At 38.6% G+C, this 20,174-nt stretch carries 30 protein-coding genes and 1 pseudogene; 1 reads left to right on the top strand and 30 read right to left on the bottom strand.

The genetic code is table 11. From position 1 onward, the window contains the following. Positions 1 to 378: 378 nt before the first annotated feature. The 10 genes from CU635_RS13765 to CU635_RS13720 form a co-directional block, all read right to left on the bottom strand. A complete protein-coding gene (locus tag CU635_RS13765; RefSeq protein WP_101577938.1) occupies positions 379 to 1,053 on the bottom strand; it encodes a response regulator transcription factor in 675 nt (224 codons plus the stop codon). A 41-nt stretch (positions 1,054 to 1,094) separates the two neighbouring features. Next, a complete protein-coding gene (locus CU635_RS13760; protein WP_101577960.1) occupies positions 1,095 to 2,459 on the bottom strand; it encodes a sensor histidine kinase in 1,365 nt (454 codons plus the stop codon). Between the two features lie 289 nt (positions 2,460 to 2,748). After that, positions 2,749 to 3,309, bottom strand: a complete 561-nt coding sequence (locus CU635_RS13755) for a helical membrane plugin domain-containing protein (RefSeq protein WP_101577937.1) — start codon at positions 3,307 to 3,309, stop codon at positions 2,749 to 2,751. A gap of 14 nt (positions 3,310 to 3,323) precedes the next feature. Further along, positions 3,324 to 4,463 (bottom strand): NAD(P)/FAD-dependent oxidoreductase, encoded by a 1,140-nt coding sequence (locus tag CU635_RS13750; RefSeq protein ID WP_101577936.1) that lies wholly within the window; start codon positions 4,461 to 4,463, stop codon positions 3,324 to 3,326. 38 nt (positions 4,464 to 4,501) lie between these two features. Continuing rightward, on the bottom strand, positions 4,502 to 4,741 hold the full coding sequence (locus CU635_RS13745; RefSeq protein WP_101577935.1) for a sulfurtransferase TusA family protein: 240 nt from the start codon (positions 4,739 to 4,741) through the stop codon (positions 4,502 to 4,504). A gap of 88 nt (positions 4,742 to 4,829) precedes the next feature. Beyond that, positions 4,830 to 5,231 (bottom strand): DsrE/DsrF/DrsH-like family protein, encoded by a 402-nt coding sequence (locus CU635_RS13740; RefSeq protein ID WP_101577934.1) that lies wholly within the window; start codon positions 5,229 to 5,231, stop codon positions 4,830 to 4,832. A gap of 208 nt (positions 5,232 to 5,439) precedes the next feature. Further along, positions 5,440 to 6,009 (bottom strand): response regulator transcription factor, encoded by a 570-nt coding sequence (locus CU635_RS13735; protein WP_101577933.1) that lies wholly within the window; start codon positions 6,007 to 6,009, stop codon positions 5,440 to 5,442. Positions 6,010 to 6,056: 47 nt separating this feature from the next. Next, the gene (locus CU635_RS24355; RefSeq protein WP_101577932.1) at positions 6,057 to 6,344 is read right to left on the bottom strand and encodes a sensor histidine kinase; all 288 of its coding nucleotides are present in this window, start codon (positions 6,342 to 6,344) and stop codon (positions 6,057 to 6,059) included. Continuing rightward, on the bottom strand, positions 6,344 to 6,844 hold the full coding sequence (locus CU635_RS13725) for a sensor histidine kinase (RefSeq protein ID WP_101577931.1): 501 nt from the start codon (positions 6,842 to 6,844) through the stop codon (positions 6,344 to 6,346). The genes CU635_RS24355 and CU635_RS13725 overlap by 1 nt, the downstream gene beginning before the upstream one ends. Beyond that, entirely contained in the window at positions 6,819 to 7,022 is a 204-nt protein-coding gene (locus CU635_RS13720; RefSeq protein ID WP_101577930.1) for a PAS domain-containing protein, read from the bottom strand. Before CU635_RS13720 ends, CU635_RS13725 begins: the two co-directional genes overlap by 26 nt. Before the next feature lie 229 nt (positions 7,023 to 7,251). On the opposite strand from CU635_RS13720, the gene CU635_RS13715 reads away from it, so the two are divergent. Continuing rightward, complete coding sequence (locus CU635_RS13715) at positions 7,252 to 7,542, top strand: hypothetical protein (protein ID WP_101577929.1); 291 nt, start codon at positions 7,252 to 7,254, stop codon at positions 7,540 to 7,542. Between the two features lie 5 nt (positions 7,543 to 7,547). Here CU635_RS13715 and nrfD read toward each other — a convergent pair whose 3' ends face one another. The 20 genes and pseudogenes from nrfD to CU635_RS13615 all read right to left on the bottom strand — a co-directional run bounded on the left by nrfD (position 7,548) and on the right by CU635_RS13615 (position 20,137). Further along, the gene (nrfD, locus tag CU635_RS13710) at positions 7,548 to 8,099 is read right to left on the bottom strand and encodes an NrfD/PsrC family molybdoenzyme membrane anchor subunit (RefSeq protein WP_101577928.1); all 552 of its coding nucleotides are present in this window, start codon (positions 8,097 to 8,099) and stop codon (positions 7,548 to 7,550) included. A gap of 5 nt (positions 8,100 to 8,104) precedes the next feature. After that, positions 8,105 to 8,641, bottom strand: coding sequence for a 4Fe-4S dicluster domain-containing protein (locus CU635_RS13705; RefSeq protein ID WP_101577927.1), 537 nt, complete (start codon positions 8,639 to 8,641; stop codon positions 8,105 to 8,107). Further along, a complete protein-coding gene (locus CU635_RS13700) occupies positions 8,641 to 8,961 on the bottom strand; it encodes a molybdopterin dinucleotide binding domain-containing protein (RefSeq protein ID WP_101577926.1) in 321 nt (106 codons plus the stop codon). The genes CU635_RS13705 and CU635_RS13700 overlap by 1 nt, the downstream gene beginning before the upstream one ends. Continuing rightward, positions 8,961 to 9,383: a response regulator transcription factor gene (locus tag CU635_RS13695; protein ID WP_101577925.1), complete on the bottom strand. Its 423-nt coding sequence runs from the start codon at positions 9,381 to 9,383 to the stop codon at positions 8,961 to 8,963. Before CU635_RS13695 ends, CU635_RS13700 begins: the two co-directional genes overlap by 1 nt. A gap of 110 nt (positions 9,384 to 9,493) precedes the next feature. After that, positions 9,494 to 10,426 carry a c-type cytochrome gene (locus tag CU635_RS13690; RefSeq protein ID WP_101577924.1) on the bottom strand — a complete coding sequence of 311 codons (933 nt, stop codon included), beginning with the start codon at positions 10,424 to 10,426 and terminating at the stop codon, positions 9,494 to 9,496. Between the two features lie 218 nt (positions 10,427 to 10,644). After that, the gene (locus CU635_RS13685) at positions 10,645 to 12,075 is read right to left on the bottom strand and encodes a bifunctional metallophosphatase/5'-nucleotidase (protein WP_101577923.1); all 1,431 of its coding nucleotides are present in this window, start codon (positions 12,073 to 12,075) and stop codon (positions 10,645 to 10,647) included. Between the two features lie 1,051 nt (positions 12,076 to 13,126). Next, a complete protein-coding gene (locus tag CU635_RS13680) occupies positions 13,127 to 13,507 on the bottom strand; it encodes a peroxiredoxin family protein (RefSeq protein WP_101577922.1) in 381 nt (126 codons plus the stop codon). Between the two features lie 16 nt (positions 13,508 to 13,523). Beyond that, positions 13,524 to 13,796 (bottom strand): DsrE/DsrF/DrsH-like family protein, encoded by a 273-nt coding sequence (locus CU635_RS13675; protein WP_245917468.1) that lies wholly within the window; start codon positions 13,794 to 13,796, stop codon positions 13,524 to 13,526. Between the two features lie 134 nt (positions 13,797 to 13,930). Continuing rightward, the gene (locus tag CU635_RS13670) at positions 13,931 to 14,707 is read right to left on the bottom strand and encodes a sulfite exporter TauE/SafE family protein (RefSeq protein ID WP_101577920.1); all 777 of its coding nucleotides are present in this window, start codon (positions 14,705 to 14,707) and stop codon (positions 13,931 to 13,933) included. Between the two features lie 49 nt (positions 14,708 to 14,756). After that, entirely contained in the window at positions 14,757 to 14,984 is a 228-nt protein-coding gene (locus CU635_RS13665; protein ID WP_101577919.1) for a sulfurtransferase TusA family protein, read from the bottom strand. Between the two features lie 26 nt (positions 14,985 to 15,010). Beyond that, entirely contained in the window at positions 15,011 to 16,138 is a 1,128-nt protein-coding gene (locus tag CU635_RS13660) for an MBL fold metallo-hydrolase (RefSeq protein ID WP_101577918.1), read from the bottom strand. Positions 16,139 to 16,185: 47 nt separating this feature from the next. Then, a complete protein-coding gene (locus CU635_RS13655; protein WP_101577917.1) occupies positions 16,186 to 16,581 on the bottom strand; it encodes a DsrE/DsrF/DrsH-like family protein in 396 nt (131 codons plus the stop codon). 12 nt (positions 16,582 to 16,593) lie between these two features. Then, positions 16,594 to 16,827: pseudogene (locus tag CU635_RS13650) on the bottom strand (glutaredoxin family protein). A gap of 13 nt (positions 16,828 to 16,840) precedes the next feature. Beyond that, on the bottom strand, positions 16,841 to 17,416 hold the full coding sequence (locus CU635_RS13645; protein ID WP_101577916.1) for a sulfurtransferase TusA family protein: 576 nt from the start codon (positions 17,414 to 17,416) through the stop codon (positions 16,841 to 16,843). Between the two features lie 53 nt (positions 17,417 to 17,469). After that, a complete protein-coding gene (locus tag CU635_RS13640) occupies positions 17,470 to 17,766 on the bottom strand; it encodes a rhodanese-like domain-containing protein (RefSeq protein ID WP_101577915.1) in 297 nt (98 codons plus the stop codon). Between the two features lie 23 nt (positions 17,767 to 17,789). Next, positions 17,790 to 18,149 (bottom strand): rhodanese-like domain-containing protein, encoded by a 360-nt coding sequence (locus CU635_RS13635; RefSeq protein ID WP_101577914.1) that lies wholly within the window; start codon positions 18,147 to 18,149, stop codon positions 17,790 to 17,792. A 24-nt stretch (positions 18,150 to 18,173) separates the two neighbouring features. Further along, positions 18,174 to 18,653 carry a DsrE/DsrF/DrsH-like family protein gene (locus CU635_RS13630; RefSeq protein WP_101577913.1) on the bottom strand — a complete coding sequence of 160 codons (480 nt, stop codon included), beginning with the start codon at positions 18,651 to 18,653 and terminating at the stop codon, positions 18,174 to 18,176. Positions 18,654 to 18,760: 107 nt separating this feature from the next. After that, on the bottom strand, positions 18,761 to 19,024 hold the full coding sequence (locus tag CU635_RS13625; RefSeq protein ID WP_101577912.1) for a metal-sensitive transcriptional regulator: 264 nt from the start codon (positions 19,022 to 19,024) through the stop codon (positions 18,761 to 18,763). Between the two features lie 141 nt (positions 19,025 to 19,165). After that, the gene (locus CU635_RS13620) at positions 19,166 to 19,549 is read right to left on the bottom strand and encodes a DUF302 domain-containing protein (protein ID WP_101577911.1); all 384 of its coding nucleotides are present in this window, start codon (positions 19,547 to 19,549) and stop codon (positions 19,166 to 19,168) included. Positions 19,550 to 19,567: 18 nt separating this feature from the next. Next, positions 19,568 to 20,137 carry a class I SAM-dependent methyltransferase gene (locus CU635_RS13615; RefSeq protein WP_101577910.1) on the bottom strand — a complete coding sequence of 190 codons (570 nt, stop codon included), beginning with the start codon at positions 20,135 to 20,137 and terminating at the stop codon, positions 19,568 to 19,570. Positions 20,138 to 20,174: the final 37 nt, after the last annotated feature.

The following is a 20,174-nucleotide window of genomic DNA, read 5'->3' as shown; positions in this document are numbered from 1 at the left end:
GTAAATCAATATTTGTTTCTATAATTAAAATATAAAGTGTAATCATGAAGAAAATATGTAGAGATTAATAATAATAAAACAGCTGATGGAGCCACTGCTGGCCTCTATCAGCTTTTCATTAAATATGTTTTAATTCTTATTTTTTTTATTTATTATCAGCCAAATGAATATAATAACACCGATAATAATCAGGAAAATCCAAAACATTTGACCAAACCAGAAAAACATGTGCTGGAACATCATTTTTCTTCCCATCATCATTCCCATGGAGCCGGGAGGAAACCAGACCATGCGTAACACAAAAATTAATAATGAAACTCCCAGCAAAATTAAGATTGTTAATAACATTATAGGCAACAGTCGTTTCATATTCTCACCTTATTCTACTTTATATCCGATACCCCAAACCGTTTTGACGAGTAACTTATCAATTCCTGAGGCTTTTAATTTTTCCCTGAGATTCTTAATGTGAGAGTCAACCGTTCGGTCATCTCCCATAAATTCAATACCCCAGATCAGTTCCACAAGCTGCTCTCTTGATAAAACCTTCCCTCTATGCTTGATGAGAGCTTCGAGCAGATCGAACTCCGTTTGGGTGAGATTAATTTTTTTATCCTGATACATTACATCACGAGCAGTAAGGTTTAAGATAATTCCTTCATATTTCAGCACTTCATCTTCTTTATCGTTATGTTGCATCCTGCGGAGCAAAGCTTGAACCCTTACCATCAATTCTGCTTCTTCAAAGGGTTTTACCAGGTAATCATCAGCCCCTGTGGACAAGCCGGTGACTTTATCCTGGACCGACCCCTTTGCTGTTAACATGATGATCGGGATGTCCGATATTTTTCTCACTTGTCCGATCGTCTCCCAGCCATCCATCAAAGGCATCATGACGTCAAGAATCATTAAATCATAATCATTTTTTTCAATTTTTCGATATGCTTCGCTGCCGTTTTCAGCTTCCTCCACTTGATAGTTTTCTTGCTGTAAATACAGGCGCAACAGCTGTCTCATTTCAAATTCATCATCGACAATTAATATTTTCTTCATTTTTCTTCTCCTAAGATGATTTGATTAATCTTGAAATAACATCACTTTTTTAAAAAAATCGTGAAAACAGAACCTTCGTTTTCAGTACTTTTGACAGTAATATCCCCACCATGCGATTCAATGATCTGCTTGACAACGTATAACCCCAGACCGGTTCCCCCGGTTTTTCTCGTCCGGGATTGGTCAACACGATAGAACCGTTCCCAGATTTTCGCTAAATCTTCTTGCGGAATTCCAATCCCTGTATCTTTTATTTCAATTACAATAAACTCTTTTTTCACATAAGACCGGACTGTAATCCCGCCATGATTGGTATATTTAATTCCATTTTCTATCAGGTTATAAAGTACTTGTTCCATTCTTTGCGTGTCAACATGGACAGCAGGCAAGTCCGTTTGAATGCTCTCATTTAACACCAGGTCTTTTTTCATGGCCGCAGGCTTAAGATTAGAGATTACTTTTTTAATAATGGTATTGATGTTAGCCCACTCTTTATTTAATTCAAATTTCCCCACCTGAAGTTTGCTCATCTCGAACAAATCATTCACCAGAAAAGAGATCCGCTTTGCCTCTTTATTAATAATCTTCAAGTATTCCGCCTTTTCTTCGCTGCTTTTTATGATTTCCTTATTAAGAATATCGCTGTATCCTTTTATATAGGTTAATGGAGTGCGAAGCTCATGCGATACAGCTGCCAGAAAATCGTTCCTGCTATCTTCATAATACTGCAGCTGTTCTCCCAGTTTCTGAATGGAATTTCCAAGCTGGGCGATTTCATCGTTACCTTTAATCGCTATTTTTTGCTTATATTTTCCTGATGCCATTTCATTAGTTGCCTCTTTCATTGTGAGCAGGGGTTTCGTCAGCTTCCGAGATAGAATTCCAATGAGGCCAAAAGCCAGTAACACGATGCCGATACTTGCAATCGTGATTAAAGCATTCATTACCATGACAATTTCCCTCAGGATATATACAGGGTAGTACATATACACATAACCTGTACTTTTTCCTATTGGCGATACCGAAATAATATATTTGTGCTGCTGCCAATCACTTTCTAAAATACGGCCTGCCCCGTTATTATCCCTATTACGAATATGCTGCTTCATGTCTTGGTCAGGGACTGCAGATGAAGCAAGAATTTTTTGCTCACTATCAGTTACTAATACTTTTGATCTAACACCTCTTTCCATTTCAATTACATGATTTATGGTTGCCTTGTTGAACTGGTCCTCTAAAATTCTCGCATGATTATTTCCCCTTGCCAATAAATCCTGTTTGATGTAATCAACAAAAAAATTAGTAAAAACTCCGTATAAAAGGAACCCAAGAACGAGAAACAGGGAAATAAAAATCCCACTAAATAATAACCCGAGCTTGAAGGAAATGCTTTTAAATTTAGTCATCACTTTCATCCATTGCTCCTTAAAGCTTCACAAAAAGTATGTGAAAACAAGTATTAAGCATGACGTTGTTATAATCATCTTATACAGCTGCGAACTCAGTTACAAGCGAATAGAAAAAGGGCTGATTTTATCATAATTTAAAAAAGTGGAGAAACGATGGAGGAATAGATATTATTTTTCCTTAAAAAATCAGATAAAAAACAGGATACTCCTTTAGAGTACCCTGGGCAGTTAAAGCTCCATTCTTTATGTGCGAATCAGTTCATTAATGAAATCTCTTTGTCATTTCTTATTTCAAAATTTCGTTTGGTAAAAATTTTAACAACGAAACCATTAAGCCCATACCTTCGCGCGTTTCCTTAGTTGTTAAAGCCTTCATAAGCTGAATGGAAGTTAGCGGAGCTTTTCCAGTTCTGTCCTTTTTAGCTTCATCGAATGCTTTAAGCATGCCTTCGACTAAGTCAAGCGCTCCAAGCTGGATTAATGAGTCCGCGATTTCTATGCCGCCGACGGCTTTTTCAACCATATCCGTTACCATAGGCCCTGTCATGCCTTTTTTCATGCTTGCTGCTAAATCTGCCAGCTGCATCAAAGACTTCAATACGCCGGATTCTTCAAGACGTTTGACTTCCATTAAAGTTCGTTCCAGGCTTGCACTCACTTCCGGAAGAACCTTTAAAAGAGAGATCGTTTCGGGTTGGAGAATATCATCGGCCATTTCAACCATTTTAACGCCTTTTTCGGCCATCGAAGACACCATTTCACCGGTAATTCCCTTTAAAACGGCATCAGTGAAACTTTTAAGCTGGTCTTGTTCTATTATTTGTGATTGAGGTGTTTCCAAAACCATTGTACCCACCCCTTCTATAAAATTCCTTTAGCATTTAACCAGTAAAGCTCATTATAAACAGCTTTAAACCAGTGAAACAGGTCAGAAGTTGCTGCAGGCTCTGGAGGGTTATTGTAATCAAAAGTGATCATACTGGCATTTTCCAGACTGTTTTCAAGGAAGCAGGCGACCTTGCCGTTATATACAGCCGTTTCGGGAAGGCCATTCACCCGATTGATGATATTCGCCACAAGCGATTCTGACTGATAATGAGCAGTCGACCCTGCTTTACTTATAGGCAGGTTGGTCGCATCGCCAATCACATAGATATCATCCCGTCCTATCATTTTCAAGTTAGACCGGCCTGTAGGAATAAATCCTGACTCATCACCGATTCCTGAATCGATCACTGCTTTTGCACCTGTATGGGCAGGGATGGCAACGAGCATATCATACTGATGTTCCTCTCCGTCCATCGTAATCGCGACTTTGCGCTTAGGATCAACTTCTTCGAGGTTAAAGAAGGTTTCGTATTTGATGTCTCGCTTTTCAAACTCCGGCAATGCCCATTCAGCAACCGGAGCAAGTGAGTGAATTCTTCCGATTGGATACGTATACTTAATCTCGATGTCTTTACGTTTTCCTTGCTTGCGGAAATAATCATCCAGCATCAAGGCAAGTTCAAGCGGTGCGGCCGGGCATTTGTGCGGAACATCAACGGTAATCATAATCCGTCCTTTTTCCATAGCCGCAAGATCATCACGCAAACGCTCCGCACCTTCAAGAGTATAGAAATTATGTGCTCCTTCTTTCAGCCCAGGAACACTGTCGAAATCCAGATGTGATCCAGTTGCAATAACCAGATAATCATATGGGTATTGTATTTTTGCAGATGCTACCATTTTCTTTTCAGGCACGATTTTAATAATATCGTCAAATACCAAGTTTACAAGTTTGTGTACAAGGGTTTCTTGCTTGCGGATAAAGTGTTTAGAAGGCTTTTCGTTAAAAGCGATAAACAAGTATCCCGGCTGGTAAATATGCTTTTCGGTATTTGAAAGAAGCACAATTTCTACGTCACCGTTTTTCACTTGCTCTCCAAGCTGCCTTGCAAGCTTGTTCGCCACCATTGTTCCTGCACTTCCGCCGCCAAGCACGACGATTCTGTTCTTCATTGATTACACCTCTTTATTTCGGTCTTCATGGTAAGATTTCATTTTGCTTTTCTGACCGCAATTCTGAATTCGTCTCCATCAATTTTTCTGTATACGATTTCGTGGCCCATCTTGTTTACCCATTCAGGAATGTCTTTGGCAGATCCTTTATCAGTAGAAATAACTTCGATTACATCGCCAATGGCTCCTTTTTTAATTCCTTTTACAAGTTCCATTAACGGACCGGGGCAATATGCTCCTCTGGCATCAATTGATTTAGTTACGACAGCTTCACTCATGACTTTTACCTCCATGTTAGTTAAATAAATTTTCCAGGTGTGGAAAAAAAGAATCATTGGCCCTATTCTTTTTTCCCTCGTCTGCGTATCACATAGTGATAACTTGTGCTCCCTGGGCCATTCCTAAAAACTTCGTTACACCGATAACATCATCAAAGATATCAACCATATCTTTTTTTTCCCAGCCCATAATATCCATTGCAAGCGCACATCCATAAATATGGAGAACACCGTTTTCCTTGCCTTCCTTCAGCAATTCATTAAACAAAGGAATCTTCTTCGCAAGCATTTCTTTTCCGATTGTGCCAGTTACAAAGTTTTCATTTTCAAAGTTTTCCTTTTTGAAAGCCTTCAGTGCGTTCATCGTCACGAATACATTAACAGTCATTCCTGACATAGAGGCAACTGATCCTACCAATGAGCCTGCATGAAGCTTTTCAAGATTTTCGGATAATAAAATAATCGCTAAAGATGGTACCTGCTGTTCCATAACATACTTCCTCCCGGAAACAATTTATTTTTTCTTACACCGTCATTATACCCATACCCCTATATCTATGTCTGTTTCTTTTGTGTGAACCTTTTGCATCTAAAAAGTGACAAAACAAGGCGGAGATAGTGATAAACAGAAACAGTCTATAGGTCAAAAATATTGTGTTTTTTAGCAATATCTATCCAATCGTTTCGTTTATGACTTCCTAATTTTTCACAAATACGGCGCGATGATTTTCAACCGTTTTGATGGAGATATGAAGCTTTTCGGCGATATCTTTTTGTGTAAAACCTTTTACCGTTAATATGAACACTTCCCTCTCCCGGTTTGTGATCGGCAAATCCAAAGGTACTACCGATTGTGACCTGGACTCGGTATCTCCTGAAAACACCTGCTCATTAAAAACTTTATGATTTGCCAGGATTTGATCAATTGACTGAATCAATTCTTTCCTTTTTAACTGTTTCACTAAAAATCCATCTGCCCCGCATTCGAAGGCTTTTTTCTGATGTCGAATGTCACCATACATTGAAAAAACAACGACCTTCGCATCAGAAAGTAAATTTTTTAGTTTTCCTATAACGGATAGTCCGTCTAATCCGCCAGGCATCGATAAATCCAGAAGCACTAAATCAACCGGGTAATTTGTCGCCAGCCGAAGTGCTTCTCTTCCTTCTGAAGCAAAATAAACCGCATCAATACAAAAAGATTGCTCCATCAGCATGGCCAAACCCTCACGTACAATTTCATGATCATCAACAATCATTAAGTTCATGGTGCACCTTCCCCTCTTTACTGACTAACGTGACAAACCCTTCAACACTAGGCCCCCCCCCATTTACTGAACCATCTGAGATCTCCTTCAAGAATTCTGCATCTCTCTAACATGTGTTTGGTCCCGAGGCCATTAATGTTCTCGTTTTTGATTTCGAAACCCATACCATTATCATAGACTTTGAAGAAGACATGATGAAAATATGATTTTAGTTGAATTGAGATGTAATCTGCTTTGCCATGACGAATCGCATTATTAATACCCTCCTGCAAAACGCGAAAAAAATGAAGTTCATTTTCTGAATCAAAAGACTCTTCGTCTGTGAGATTGATCATCAATAAAATTCAATATTATAAAGGGTTCTCCATTCTCTTACTGCTTCTGTTAATGTATCTCTTATTCCAAGCCGGGAAACAATTTCCGGTCTCAAGCTTTTCGATAAATCCTTAATTTCATTCAATGTTTTTTCCATTACGTTTGTCATTCGTGCTAAATGTTTTTCGTATTTTTCATTTTCAACAAACGCCTTTATTCCTTCAAGTCCTAAATAAATACTGTAAACACTTTGTCCAATGTGATCATGGAGTTCCCGAGCAATCCTTTTCCGTTCTGCCTCCTGTGTCAACATCGTTTCTTGAACAAGCAATTCGTGAAACTTAGCCATCTCAATATGTTCATTTCTTACCGGAGGCCTTAATATCAATTGAAAATTCAGTTCTCCCCTGATAAAAATCCTTTTAAGGCTCATGCTAAAGTCTTTCACTACGCCTGCATACACTGGCATTTGCGAATAAAAGTAAGGCAAAGAGTCATTTAAGGCACCTTTCTTCATCATCTTCTACTTCTCTATGATGACAATACGTGCAATATGGAACCTTATCCCCAATTTCCCAACCAGTTAGTTCCCGGGCCTTTAAATTCATAAAATAGATGACCCTTTTCTCATTCATGACGATAATCCCATCAGGCAATTGATCCATTATCTGCTGAATGTGTTCCATTTCCAAATCCATTATTATCACCCCTGAGATATTAAAAATCCAATGCTTTCCAATGCTTTCCTATACTTATTTATTTTAGTAGGTTTTATTGCACTCAAATTGGAAAAATTTAAAGATTAAGTGACCATTATAAAAAAGAACCATATTCCGCATTAGGAATATAGTTCTCTATATAAGGGAAGTTCGATCATACTATAGAAAAGCAATCGGCACGGCTGCTGCCAGAATGAGGTAGCGAAGGATGAATCCACCAGCCAGCACGGAACTTTCGGTAATTAGGGTAGGGATTATTCCCGTTGAACCCGAAGAAGCGACTTCCCGCCCGACTGAACTCTTCGCAATCTTGTTGGAGTTCATTAATTCAAGCCCTTCAACAACCATTGGCAATAGGAGTCCAACAGCTATTAACCCGATCCAGAAGAGATTACTGAATTCACCGGACAACAGGGAAGAAACAGACTGGGCAGCAGATTCATTGGAAGAGCTTGTGATCAAGAACATCGTGAAGAAAAAGGAATATTTCGGTAATTAGTAAAATCAAGTGTATTTTTTTACAGATGCGACTTTATGGACTTCGTGTTTGTTAATGACCGAGGAAACCAGCATTGTGGCTGCTATTCCTGTTGAAACGCCGGAAACGACAAACAGGATTGGCAGGATGGCCGTATTCCATAATGGAACCGCACTGATGACCCCGATCAAGAAACCTGTATAAATCGCCGTCGCAACAGCAAATAACACGCCGGCATACTCAAATAACTTTATAGTATTCTTTTTTAATATTTCCATCAAAGCAAAATAAAGTGAAATCATCATAAATATGCTGATGAAATACGTTCCAATTGTCATGACGGAATTGAAATTCGTTAACAGATAGATAAAGCGTAAAGGATGCTTTATTCCGGCCTCTGCATCCAAAATGAGCAGCAACAGGCCAACACCCATTAAAGCAGGACTGATCATTCTGCCCACAATTCTTATCGTAACTGCTTCAGGGTATTTACGAGATACATAGGAAGATGTCAAAAACGCGCCTGCACTTAGCCCGGCCAAAAATAAGTAGGCCGCAATAATCGTTCCCCAAACCATTGAACTCACCTCACGTAATAAATTTTCGCTTTGCCCAAATCAGGTCTCAAGGGTTTCGCATTATATTTAATGATTGCCTTCGAAACATCACTGTTAGGATCATCCAGATCTCCAAAAATACGTGCATTACTAATACAAGTACTTACACATGCAGGCTGTTTTCCTTCTGCAACTAATTCCGCGCAAAAACGGCACTTTTCCACGCACCCTGTTTCTTCACTATGAATTCTTGCATTATAGGGACAGGCAACCATACAATATTTACAGCCAATGCATCGTTCTTCATCCACTAAAACAATGCCATCTTTTGTCACATAAGTAGCTTTTGTAGGACATACACTCGCACAGGGTGCATCTTCACAGTGCTGGCACTGGACAGGAATAATTTCATTTTTAACGTTTGGGAAAACGCCTAATTCTTTTTCATAAAATTTTATGAATGATTCTTTGACAGGCAGCTCATTTTGCATTTGGCAGCTAACTCGGCACGCAAAACAGCCTACGCATTTAGTTGTATTCATTAGCATTCCATAACGCGCCATTAGACTTCCACCTTCCTTACCCTTACGATAACTTCGTGAATCATGCCAGCCCCACTCCATGGTTCAAAGTCAAAAGGAACGTGTTCCATATAGCCAAAGCCAACTCCATTACCAGTTTTTAAGTGTTTTGACGTAATTCCGTAATGGCTCGGTACAAATAATGCTTCAGGATGGATGCGTTCGGTAACCTTCACGCGGATCTTGCTCGTTGCCTCATTAGATTTTACTTCTACTAAGTCCCCATCCTTTATGCCAAGTTCTTTGGCGCGTATTGGATTGATCCACACTCTTTCGAGATCATAGTCCTTTGTGATTTGCATTAGTATTGGGATATTTGCCGTTTGCTGCAGCGGTTTGCGGTTCTCCGTAATACCGTTTCGATTCTGATTGTTAATTCCTCTAGATTATAGGGTTTGCCGATATAATCATCAGCTCCCTTTTTTAAGCCTTCTATCCTGTCATAATCTGTATTTTCAGATGATAGAATAATGATCGGGACATTGCTGTCAAGTTCGTAACGCATCCACGAGCAAATCTCCAGTGCATCCATATCAGGCAGAGATGTTTCCAGCAACACAAAGCAGGGATCGTACTTTAAGTATTTTTCTCGGGCTATTTGTCCATTGGTAGCTTCTATTATTTCGAATCCTAGCCTCGAAAGGTGAAATCTTATCATTGCACGGTTTTCATTATTGCTATCTACTACTAAGATTGTTTTGCCTCTTAATTTTTTATCTTCCAACTCAATCAGCCCCTTGTCTCTATTATACCGATTAAAGAATGAGTTTTACAAAAGGATGATTTTAATTTAACTGTAAAATGACCCGCTTTCAACGGGTCATTCATTAGTGTTTATTTTTTCTCTGTTTCTTTTTTACTGGCAAGTGTTTCATAAGCCGCATCATCGGGGGCATCCCCTTTTGGCCAGTCTTTAATTTTATCTGGAAAATCCGGTCTATTCATTGAGTTAATGTATGCAGCGATGTTCATAGCTTCCTCTTCCGTTAAGGAACCCGGTTCATATCCGCCCGTCGGTGCTTTTGGCATGTATTCTTTGATAAACCCTGCTGCTGTCCTGTTCCGTGCCATTCCCGCGCCAATATTGTACGATTTATCTCCCCAAAGAGCTAGTCCTGTTCCAGCCCCTGATCCGTCCTCACCATGACACGTAATACATGCTTTGTTGTAAGTTTCCCTGCCTTCATCAATATTGACTTTGGCTAAGTCACCCTCTGCTTTTGTCAGCTTGGCCAATGGTCTTTCTTTCGTACCATCAGGGACATTTGTTGAAATAAAGGAATAATAGGCAACCATCGCTTTCATTTCCTTGCTATCCAAAGGAAGAGGTTTACCATTCATACTTCGTTTAAAGCAACCGTTAATACGATCCTCTAGTTTTACTACTCTACCTGCCCTTGAATTATATTGAGGATATGTCTTTGAAACTCCAACAAGGTCAAGTGAGGAATCAACGCCACCATTTGCATGGCAGCTTGCACAACTCAGTGTATTCCCTACATATCCATCGAGAACTGTGTTCGTCTCGTTATGAGCTTTTTCTCCCAATTTAATTAATTCTCCCTCTTCACCCTCAGGAACATCATCCATACTTGGCGGAGGATACGGATGATTTGACTTTTCAACTTGAGCTACAGGACTATCATCTGTAGAAACTTTTACAGGTAGCTGATTTTTCGAATCGAGCACAAATAAATAAAGTGCGCTAAATCCAAGTACCATGGTCATAACAATTGCAAGAACTGAAGATATAAATAATTTATTCATTTAAAAGCTCCTCTCTATATCGGGGAAGCTTCTCCAAAGAGAAGATTTATCCGAATCATTTTTCGACCCTATTATCCAAAATGATTGTTAAGATTCGGTTAATTAAAAATGAGCGTTTGGTGAACAATGATTGCTTCACTTCACATAGAGAGGATAAGTTCTTTTTTATGTTTCTTAATTAATGCTAAACAAAGAGAATAGCAGAAGCTTTTTGAATTTTATACACTGATAATATGTTGTTCACCGCTAAAATTGATTGTCTTTTTATTCAAATAAGCCTCAATAACATCAATTGCATGTACCCCTTTATAAGATTTGTTGGCTTCTAGCCCTTTAAAAAGTTGCTTGCCCCCTCCCACAATTTTATATGTTTTGTGTAGATCAACGTTCTTTCCCTTTATTAACAAGCTTTGAATTCGATTTCCTTTCGGATTGTATGGTTTATAAGTCATAAACATGCCGGATGAACGCAGAATATAACCACCCTTTTGTTCAAAGGGGTCTGCAGAAAAGACTTGTTCCAAGTTTTTTTCAATTGCTTTTAATAACCTATGCCCCTCTATTTCTACCGTAAATAGCTCAGGATTGGTTGGAATAATGCTATTTAAATCGTATACACTGACCGGTCCCGCTGCGATGGGTGATCCATACCTCCAGCCATGTGAAAAGGCAAGATCGCAATCATAGGCATGCAAATAAGCATCTGTAATCAATCGATCCATAGGAGCTTCATTTAATGTCATTCTATGGAGAATCGAATTTGTACTGCCAACAATATCCTCTTTATCTTTTTGATAAGGTTCGATAATAGAATTGATTATTTCATCCATTTCCCAATCCGTCTCAAAATGCTCGAATATTGGTATGAGCTCATAATTAAATTCTTGCAATTTCCTATTTTCCAATGTTATATCCAGTCTCCCTAAAAACGAGGAACTCGAACCTGCTTGTACAATAATTGTTTCATCTTGGAAAATGGGACGTTTCACCCTATCATGGCTATGCCCGGACAAGATGATATTTATCCCCTTCACTAACGAAGCTAATTTTATGTCAAGCGGTAGTCCCATGTGACTGATAAGGATGATCAGATCCACATCTCCCTTGATGGTTTCAACAATATGTTCTGTCTCCTTTACTCCTAAGGAAAAAGACAATCCTTTTGAAAAAGAATCAGGCATCGTTTGATCAACAAATGGATACGTCAACCCAATCACTCCAACTTTAACTCCCTGAAGTTCCTTGATCATATATGGATTAAAAAAGGGCTGCATAGTGCCTTCATCTATCACATTGGCAGAGAGAGCTTGAAAAGGGATACGGTCAACATTTGCTTTCAATTGTTCCTTCCCATAAGCAAAATCCCAGTTTCCAGGCACAAACCCATCCAGGTTCATCTTTTGTAAAGCTGGAAGCAGCGAAGCTCCCTGCGTTGTAACTAAGGGTAGAGTCCCGTGAAATAAATCGCCGCCATCAAAGAACAGCACCTTTGGCTTTTTGCTTTTTACCTCATTTATATATTGGCTGATCCTTGAAAATCCCCCGACTTTTTTTAATCCCGGACCGTTCGGACTCCAAAACAGCTCGTTATGTAACTCTAAGCTGCCGTGGGTATCGTTTTGCTGAATAATCGTAAGTTCCTTTCGCATTTCATCACTCCTCGCAGCTATTATTTTCCTTAAGCTGTGTACGGAGTTATTTTACCCATTCTTTATAAAAGAAGTCCTCTGGAAGGTTTAAAAAAGAACCAATCAATATGTTTAGTTTTCAATGTTAAACTTATACCCCTGTCCTCGAAGGGTTACGATAAAGGGATAATCTGTGAATTGGTCCTCTGATATCATTCGACAACCGGCTCATTATAAACTAATTATCCTGTGTTCTTCCTGTCCAGGTAGATGGTCTCGTCGAACCCCAACCATTATCTCTTTAGAAGGCCACGGCTTCCCGGTTTTTTATCCTGGCTCAGGTTGCTCAAGAGGACAAACGTGCTTTCCCTTTCCAGTGCCATGCTGAACCAGGGAGCTGTCCATAGGGGCCCATCCACCAATGTAAGCATGCTGCGGAGCATGTGTATATCAAAATAAATATCTATTACATAAAGGAGTGAATTTATATGACGCGTACTCCGGCGAACGATATTCAGCATTGCATCCAGCACTGTCAGCAGACAGCGTAGCAAATCTGTTCCATGGCAAATCAGAAGACCAATAACCATGCTAAAATGTTGTTGACAAACTGAGTTCTAAATTTAAAAAACAGAATTAGCACGAACAAATAAGTCAATTGTAATGGATAACCAGACATCGGCGCCTAACTGAATCCCTGATATAGAAACGCCAAGGGTTATGTAACTCTAAGCTTCCGTGGGTATCGTTTTGCTGAATAATGGTAAGTTCCCTCTGTCAGATTTCTAACAAGGGAAACATGAAGTAAAATCAAAAACGGCTTACCATTGTCAGTAAGCCGCTCTGATTGCTGTATATGTTCATGTTTTCGATGTTAAGCCTCAACCGATAATTTTGAAAACTAATAAGATGACTCCTGCCAGGAGCCAAACAAAAACCCCAGGTCATATTGGAAAGACATTTTTCATTTGGGGTTCTTTCTTATTTATTCCTCAAGTTCCATTTCCGCAATTCTTTAAACCCTTATTTTTCACTTAAAACACCCATTTCCTAATTTAGTCTATTGAAAAATTTAAAAGTGGACAAAAAGATCTGCAGAAACGGCTTCATTCAAAACCCATTTGATAGGCACTTGTTCAGCCGGATAGAGAAAGTCGATCTGATCATGGATGTCTAAATCAACAACAAATAATTTCACACCTGTTTCTACCGCAATTTCAAGCAGTTCGTTAATTGAAGGAACGCCAAAATCTTTTAGTGCCTTCGAAAGATATTCTAAACCATTAGATGGAACCGGGACATATTTTTTATCTAATATACTTACGCCCTTTCGAGAGAAAGCTAATATAACGTCCGCTCCGGAAGAGGCGGCTCCTACAGCAATATTTAAAGGAGGATAGGCAGATTCTAATTCTTCATGAAGGGCTAACACAACTACCTTTTTTACTTCCATGAATGATGATCCCCTTTCAATAACTCAACACTGCGTCAGCCTTATACGCTAACTCTAAAAAGGTGACTACACCAGCTAATTCCGCGCCATCAACAAGTTCTAACCCATCGGCCATTAAAACATTCATCTGGCAGCCATATAATGGAATCCCTGCATTTAAAGCTGAGTGTAATAATGCAGGAAGCTCCGTGCTATGGGTTCTCTCCATTTTTTTTAGATATCTTTGATCTAAAACGCGGGCACCATCAAGATCAAAGAAAATGGCCACTTCATTTTGTTGATTTGCCATTTGCAGAGCTTCCTTTAATACAAAGGGAACATTTGAACTTAACGATACAAAATAAATTAATCGCTTGTTCGCCAAATTTAACCCCTTCTTTCTACGCTAATCAGTAATCTTCCAGACTTACATTTTACCAAAAATTATAAAATATCCACCCAGATCTTAACGGCTGTAGCTAAAATTAGTAAAGCTAAAATAATTTGCAGCACTTTAGTATTTACCTTTTTCCCGGCCATAGCTCCAAGCGGCGAAGCAAGCAAGCTCGCAACTACCATAATTAATGATGGCCAAAATTCCACTTGCCCTGTTGTAATCTTCCCAATAGTTGCGCCTATTGAAGAAATAAAGGTAATCGCTAAAGAGGATGCAATGGTCATTCTCGTAGGAATTTTTAACACAACGAGCATTATGGGTACTAACAAGAACGCACCTGCGGCTCCAACAATTCCGGATCCAATACCAACAATGAATGCAAGTGATGCGGCAAGCCACTTATTAAAGTTCACTTGATCAAGAGGAGTATCATCGATTCCTTTTTTAGGAATAAACATCATAACGGCTGCAATTAATGCTAAAATCCCATAAACTAGATTAATTCCACCCTCTGACATTACTTTCGAACAAAATCCGCCTACAAAACTCCCAATTAAAATACTAACTCCCATGTAACCAATGAGGGTTTTATTTAAATAACCCCCTTTTCGATATACCCACACACCTCCGATTGTCGCAAAAAACACCTGAACTGCGCTTATTCCAGAAACTTCGTGGGCACTGAATGCTGCTATTCCAAATAAAGGCGGGATATAAAGTAGCATTGGATATTTGATAATGGAACCGCCAATTCCTAACATTCCTGAAATGTAAGAACCGATAAATCCAATTAAGAAGATGGTCATAATAAATCCAAAATCCATCGTTTGTCCTCCTTTAAGAAAAGGGAACCTGATATGGTTCCCTTATTTGCTAGCCTTTCTTAATCCAAAACTTCAAAACATCACTTTCTTCTGTATGCTTCAATAGCTCATGTCCACCTGACTTTGCCCATGCAGCAAGATCATTTTTGGCCCCTTTGTCTGTTGAATGAATTTCTAAAACTTGACCGGTTTCAAGCTCTGTCATTGCTTTCTTTGTTTTGACAATCGGCATCGGACATGCTAATCCTTTTGCATCTACTACTCTTGTTGCTTCCATCAGTATTTACCTCCTAAAATTTCGATTTATCGAACCGCACAGCGGTTTGGTCCGATTTCCATCTCACGTTGTTTTTCTTCATCCGGGTTGATTTTCCCCATATTTGTTTCACGAATTTCTTGATAAGCATTTGGCTGTGGCGGTAAGTTTTCAGTCACCAGTTTTCTAAATTCATTTTCGTCTTCAATGTTTAACCCATGATTTTTGGCAAACAGAGTTCCAAGCTTTTCAGAAACGGTGCCGTCCGCGTTTAATTCTTCAATGATCATAAAATGTGCTGGAAGAACAACTAACTCAAGTGATAATTCTTTATAGCGTGTATAAAGTGTTTCTCTTAGATCCCGCACCCAATCTTCAGCCAAACCTGCAAGGTCCGGTCTTCCAATAGAATCAATGAACAGGATATCACCAGAAAGCAAGAACTTTTCATCCACTACGAAAGAAGTTGATCCGATGGTGTGGCCTGGAGAATACAAAGCATGAATATTAATGGTTGTGTTCCCAATTGCCACATCATTACCACCTTCCAATGGCTGGTAATCATACGTTACTTCTGTTGCATCCTTCGGCGGCAGCCAGTATGTTGCGTTTGTCTTTTCGGCAATCAATCGTCCGCCGGAAATGTGATCAGCATGAAGATGGGTATCAAATACATGTGTAATGTTTGCGCCGATTCCATTCGCAAATTCGAGGTAAATATCAGTCATGCGTGTTGCATCGATAATGGCAGCTTCACCTTTAGAAACAACCATATAAGACAGGCAGCCTTTACCAATTCGCACAAACTGATAAATTTCTCCTCCATCTTTCAGATCTCCCACTTTAACAGGTTCTAAGTGTTCACTCCATGCTTTCATTCCACCCTTTAGGTAAGAAACAGTTACTCCTTTTTCAGAAAGCATATCCGCTATCAGAATGGATGAACCTTCCTTCGCACACACCACCAAAATATCTTTATCAGTTGGAATCTTTTCCAGAATATCTTCTACACCATCAAGCAGTTCAAAATATGGGACATTTAAATGTGTAAAGTTTTCCCCTTCAATTTTCCAATCTTGAAAATCACTTTCATTACGAACATCCAGAATAAATAACGCTTCTTTATTAAAAATCTTTTTAGTTACTTCCTTCGATGTCATTTCATTAACCGGCATTTTTTTACCCCCTGTGGTATAATTTTTTATAAAAAAATATAGTTATTTTAAAATGTCAGCGTTACGTCAGCATCTTTAGCAAATTCCAAAAAGGTTACCGCTCCACCAACTTCAATTCCATCAACAAAGGATTCTTTATCCAATCCCATAACATCCATGGTCATTTGGCAGCCTATAAATTTGACTCCCAATTCTTGCGCCATTGCGGCTAATTCCGGAATTGCCGGTACATTTGCCTTTGCAAAACCTTCTGCAAAGTGCTCTTTTCCTGCAGGCATCGGAAGTTGGTTATACGCTTCTTTATGAATCAGGTTTAACCCTTCAAATGTGAAGAAAATCGTTACTTCTTGATCGGTTGCAGCTGCTGCGGTCGCGATATTATATACTTTATATGCATCAAATAATCCACCATTACTTGCAATAATTGCTACTTTTTTACTCATTGTAAATTCCCCCTAGTTTTTTAGTGCCATCATAATATTATTTGGATCAAAGCCAACAATCCATTTTCCATTGACCTCCGTTTGAGGCACACCCATCTGACCGGTTGTATTCACAAGCTGCTGCATGATTTCAGGTTTCGTCTCAACATTCACTTCTTTAAACGGAATGTTTTAATCTGATAAAAAATTCTTTAACATCACACAATACGGACATCTGGTTGTTGTATAAACGGTAATTGAATTCATTTTCAAAACCCCCTTAACTATTCATACTAGTTGTTTTTCCAGACCATTGACTCATGCCTGGTACAACATTAATCACATTTTTAAATCCTTTTTCTGTTAATTTTTGCGCAGCGAAATCACTGCGGTTTCCTGTACGGCAGACAACAAAGATTTCATCCTCTTTTTTTAATTCATCAAGTCGATCATCCAATTCACCCATAGGAATAGAAATGGCATTAGGAATATGATTAAAGGCATATTCAGCTGCTTCTCTTACATCTAGGACAACAATTTGGTCATTGGCTTCCAGTTTCTTTTCAAGTTCTTCATTATTAGTCACATTCGGATGTTTACGTTCGATTGTTTCCTCACCAGATGCCTTCCGAAGATAATGCTTTAAAACATCCCCTTCTTCCACTGTACCAATATATTGATGGCCTGAGCTTTGAGCCCATGCTTTAATATCAGCTCTTGAACCTTTATCAGTTGCCTGAACTTCTAATACCTGGCCTGGCTCTAATTCATTCATAGCCTTCTTCGTTTTAACAATTGGCATCGGGCAAGCTAAACCTTTAGCATCCAATACAAGATTTGTTTTTAAAGATTCCATGATTAATAACCTCCGAATTTTACCCATATGGGTATATTGTTAATCAAAAAAATTTACTCAATATCGCCTTCCCAGGCAAGCATCCCGCCTGACATATTAATCACATTAAATCCGTAGCTTTCAAGGAACTGAGAAGCACGACCGCTTCTGGCCCCTGAACGGCAAACCATGATATATTCTTTTGTTTTGTCTAAATCCTGCATGCGAAATTCAATTAACCCTAATGGAATGTTTTCGGCCCCGGGAATTTTTCCATTTGCCACTTCGGCTGTTTCCCGGACATCGATAATATTCGGTGTATTTCCATTACTTAATATTGCTTCTACTTCTTTTGCAGATATCTGTTTCATTTATGATTCCCCTTCTTTTGATATTAAAACCAGGCGCTCATACCGCCTTTTACATTGGTTACTTTGCTAAAGCCCAGTTTCTTTAAAAGTTTACTCGCTTTATTACTCCTCATTCCACTCTGACAAATCACAATGACTTCTTTGTCCTTTGCAAGCTCATTCGCTTTTTGAGAAAGTTGATGAAGAGGGATATTTTTAAATCCTGGAATATGATTCCCTTTAAACTCTCCAGGTGTACGAACATCAACGTATTGCTTATTCTTGTCTTTCAATTCGTCTTTTAAATCAGTTGTGGTAATTTGTCTAACACCTTTGGTAGGTATAAATCGTTTCAGGATAAAAAGAATAGCCAATGATATCAGCAGTATGTTAATGTATTCCATTTTTTCTCTCCTCTTTTTATTAAGCTAGATAAACAAGTTTACATTTCCTTCTTCAGCATCTGCTAAATATGCAGCAACACCCGCATACTCGATGTTATCCAAAAGCTCTTCTTGTTTCAGGCCTAAAAGGTCCATCGTCATCGTGCAGGCAACAAGTTTTACTTCTTGTTCCTGTGCCATTTCAATTAGCTGGGGAAGGGGCATCGCATTGTGTTTTTTCATAATGTCTTTAATCATTTTTGGACCCATGCCAGCAAAATTCATCCTTGAAAGCACCATTTTATCAGCCCCTCTGGGCATTATTTTTGCAAACATCTTTTCCATAAAGTTTTTCTTAACTGTGATCGGTTCATCTTTTCTCAGTGCATTTAAGCCCCAAAATGTGTGAAAGATCGTTACTTCATGATCATAAGCAGCAGCACCGTTGGCAATAATATAAGCTGCCATTGCTTTATCGTAATCCCCACTAAATAATACAATCGTTGTTTTTTTCTTATCAGTCATGTGAATCCTCCCTGTTGTTTTTAAAATTTTTCTTCGCTCGTTTTTACCATTACCCCTATGGGTATAATAATAATAGAAATAAAAAAGGGTGTCAACCCCTTTTATTTCTATCTGCTTTTTACCAGTAGGTTTACTGCTTCTTTTAATAATTCTTCGGTATTTTTTTCTCCATTGTCATTGGCATTTCGTACGCACTCAACTAAATTCGAACTAACGATAACTCCTATTGTCCGATCGATAGCAGTTCTGGCTGCTGATAACTGAGTAATAACTTCCTTACAATCTTTATCTTCTTCCATCATTTTTAAAATTCCTCTTAACTGTCCTTCTATACGTTTCATTCTATTCTTTATTTGATCATTGTAATCCATTTGTACTCCCCCCTTAATTACATAACATCAATAGTTCAGGTTCACAAGATTTATATTATACCCATATGGGTATTTTGTCAACAAGCAATTCTTTACCTTAAAAAAAGTGGATGTATGAATGAAACATACATCCTCCTGTGACTATTTACTTTTATCGATACAGCCAATCAAGCGATTTTCAATGTCCTCTGCCAGTTTTTTCAAAGTTTCATCGTTCAACATACTAATAAGCGCTGTCGGTTTTGGCATACCGATTTTTGTATTTCCGTTATTATCATAAACAACTATCTTACATGGTAAAAAATACCCCGCCATCTCATTTTCATTTAGAACTCTTTGTGCTTCATGCGGATTACAGACTTCCAGCACTTTGAAATTTTTTCGAAAATCAAGCCCTTTTTCCTGAAGTTTTTCTTTAATATCAAACATCCACAAAACGCCAAATTTTTCTTCTTTTAAGCTTTCCTCTAAATCTCTAATGGCTTCATCGATACTTTTATTTGTTTCAACAGTATAATCAAACATGTTATTCTCCTTTAGGGTTTATTTGATGTCAATCGCAACAGCATAGATTGCTTCATTTAAAGAAACCGCTGAAGATTTTAATCCATTCTTCCACAAAAATTGTTCCATATCCCCAGAAGCAATTCTTTCATGAAGAGGGGGCCCGGCTTCCGTTTTAACCGCTTCCCATTCCAAAATTAATAACGTTCCATTTGGTTTTAGAATTCTTTTAAATTCTCCAAGTGCCTTTTCCATATTGGGAATTTCATGCATAACAAAAGCGACTACTGCTTTGCTTACACTACGTTCCTTAAGATTTATGTTTTCCAAATCACTTTCGATAAATTGAATATTTTTAAGGTTTTCTTTCGATGCTCGCTCTTTCAATAACTCTAACATTTTTGGCTCAATATCTACTGCATAGACAACGTCATTTGTCTCTTTTGCTAAAGGGATCGTGAAATACCCATTCCCTGCCCCCAGATCTGCGACAGCATCGTTTTTTCTTAGTCCTAATAAGGAAATTACTTGTTCCGGGTCAATAAGCTCTTTTCTTTTTGTATCCAGTAATTTATCCGCTTTCTCTGGATTGAAACGATGACCAGCCAAATAATCACTCCTGACATAACGAATTTTCCAAAGATTC

Origin of the sequence: Bacillus canaveralius, from assembly GCF_002860125.1 — a bacterium.
GTDB classification, from domain to species: Bacteria; Bacillota; Bacilli; order Bacillales; family Cytobacillaceae; genus Bacillus_BJ; species Bacillus_BJ canaveralius.
The sequence above is the reverse complement of the archived record's forward strand: the minus strand, read 5'-3'. Positions and strand labels throughout refer to the sequence as shown.

What these genes read in the sequence shown, in the direction of transcription:
- CU635_RS13765 (WP_101577938.1), bottom strand. Translation starts at nt 1,053, where the DNA reads ATGAAGAAAATATTAATTGTCGATGATGAATTTGAAATGAGACAGCTG.
- CU635_RS13760 (WP_101577960.1), bottom strand. Translation starts at nt 2,459, where the DNA reads ATGACTAAATTTAAAAGCATTTCCTTCAAGCTCGGGTTATTATTTAGT.
- CU635_RS13755 (WP_101577937.1), bottom strand. Translation starts at nt 3,309, where the DNA reads ATGGTTTTGGAAACACCTCAATCACAAATAATAGAACAAGACCAGCTT.
- CU635_RS13750 (WP_101577936.1), bottom strand. Translation starts at nt 4,463, where the DNA reads ATGAAGAACAGAATCGTCGTGCTTGGCGGCGGAAGTGCAGGAACAATG.
- CU635_RS13745 (WP_101577935.1), bottom strand. Translation starts at nt 4,741, where the DNA reads ATGAGTGAAGCTGTCGTAACTAAATCAATTGATGCCAGAGGAGCATAT.
- CU635_RS13740 (WP_101577934.1), bottom strand. Translation starts at nt 5,231, where the DNA reads ATGGAACAGCAGGTACCATCTTTAGCGATTATTTTATTATCCGAAAAT.
- CU635_RS13735 (WP_101577933.1), bottom strand. Translation starts at nt 6,009, where the DNA reads ATGAACTTAATGATTGTTGATGATCATGAAATTGTACGTGAGGGTTTG.
- CU635_RS24355 (WP_101577932.1), bottom strand. Translation starts at nt 6,344, where the DNA reads ATGATCAATCTCACAGACGAAGAGTCTTTTGATTCAGAAAATGAACTT.
- CU635_RS13725 (WP_101577931.1), bottom strand. Translation starts at nt 6,844, where the DNA reads ATGATGAAGAAAGGTGCCTTAAATGACTCTTTGCCTTACTTTTATTCG.
- CU635_RS13720 (WP_101577930.1), bottom strand. Translation starts at nt 7,022, where the DNA reads ATGGATTTGGAAATGGAACACATTCAGCAGATAATGGATCAATTGCCT.
- CU635_RS13715 (WP_101577929.1), top strand. Translation starts at nt 7,252, where the DNA reads ATGAATCCACCAGCCAGCACGGAACTTTCGGTAATTAGGGTAGGGATT.
- nrfD (WP_101577928.1), bottom strand. Translation starts at nt 8,099, where the DNA reads ATGGTTTGGGGAACGATTATTGCGGCCTACTTATTTTTGGCCGGGCTA.
- CU635_RS13705 (WP_101577927.1), bottom strand. Translation starts at nt 8,641, where the DNA reads ATGGCGCGTTATGGAATGCTAATGAATACAACTAAATGCGTAGGCTGT.
- CU635_RS13700 (WP_101577926.1), bottom strand. Translation starts at nt 8,961, where the DNA reads ATGCAAATCACAAAGGACTATGATCTCGAAAGAGTGTGGATCAATCCA.
- CU635_RS13690 (WP_101577924.1), bottom strand. Translation starts at nt 10,426, where the DNA reads ATGAATAAATTATTTATATCTTCAGTTCTTGCAATTGTTATGACCATG.
- CU635_RS13685 (WP_101577923.1), bottom strand. Translation starts at nt 12,075, where the DNA reads ATGCGAAAGGAACTTACGATTATTCAGCAAAACGATACCCACGGCAGC.
- CU635_RS13680 (WP_101577922.1), bottom strand. Translation starts at nt 13,507, where the DNA reads ATGGAAGTAAAAAAGGTAGTTGTGTTAGCCCTTCATGAAGAATTAGAA.
- CU635_RS13675 (WP_245917468.1), bottom strand. Translation starts at nt 13,796, where the DNA reads ATGGCAAATCAACAAAATGAAGTGGCCATTTTCTTTGATCTTGATGGT.
- CU635_RS13670 (WP_101577920.1), bottom strand. Translation starts at nt 14,707, where the DNA reads ATGGATTTTGGATTTATTATGACCATCTTCTTAATTGGATTTATCGGT.
- CU635_RS13665 (WP_101577919.1), bottom strand. Translation starts at nt 14,984, where the DNA reads ATGGAAGCAACAAGAGTAGTAGATGCAAAAGGATTAGCATGTCCGATG.
- CU635_RS13660 (WP_101577918.1), bottom strand. Translation starts at nt 16,138, where the DNA reads ATGCCGGTTAATGAAATGACATCGAAGGAAGTAACTAAAAAGATTTTT.
- CU635_RS13655 (WP_101577917.1), bottom strand. Translation starts at nt 16,581, where the DNA reads ATGAGTAAAAAAGTAGCAATTATTGCAAGTAATGGTGGATTATTTGAT.
- CU635_RS13645 (WP_101577916.1), bottom strand. Translation starts at nt 17,416, where the DNA reads ATGGAATCTTTAAAAACAAATCTTGTATTGGATGCTAAAGGTTTAGCT.
- CU635_RS13640 (WP_101577915.1), bottom strand. Translation starts at nt 17,766, where the DNA reads ATGAAACAGATATCTGCAAAAGAAGTAGAAGCAATATTAAGTAATGGA.
- CU635_RS13635 (WP_101577914.1), bottom strand. Translation starts at nt 18,149, where the DNA reads ATGGAATACATTAACATACTGCTGATATCATTGGCTATTCTTTTTATC.
- CU635_RS13630 (WP_101577913.1), bottom strand. Translation starts at nt 18,653, where the DNA reads ATGACTGATAAGAAAAAAACAACGATTGTATTATTTAGTGGGGATTAC.
- CU635_RS13625 (WP_101577912.1), bottom strand. Translation starts at nt 19,024, where the DNA reads ATGGATTACAATGATCAAATAAAGAATAGAATGAAACGTATAGAAGGA.
- CU635_RS13620 (WP_101577911.1), bottom strand. Translation starts at nt 19,549, where the DNA reads ATGTTTGATTATACTGTTGAAACAAATAAAAGTATCGATGAAGCCATT.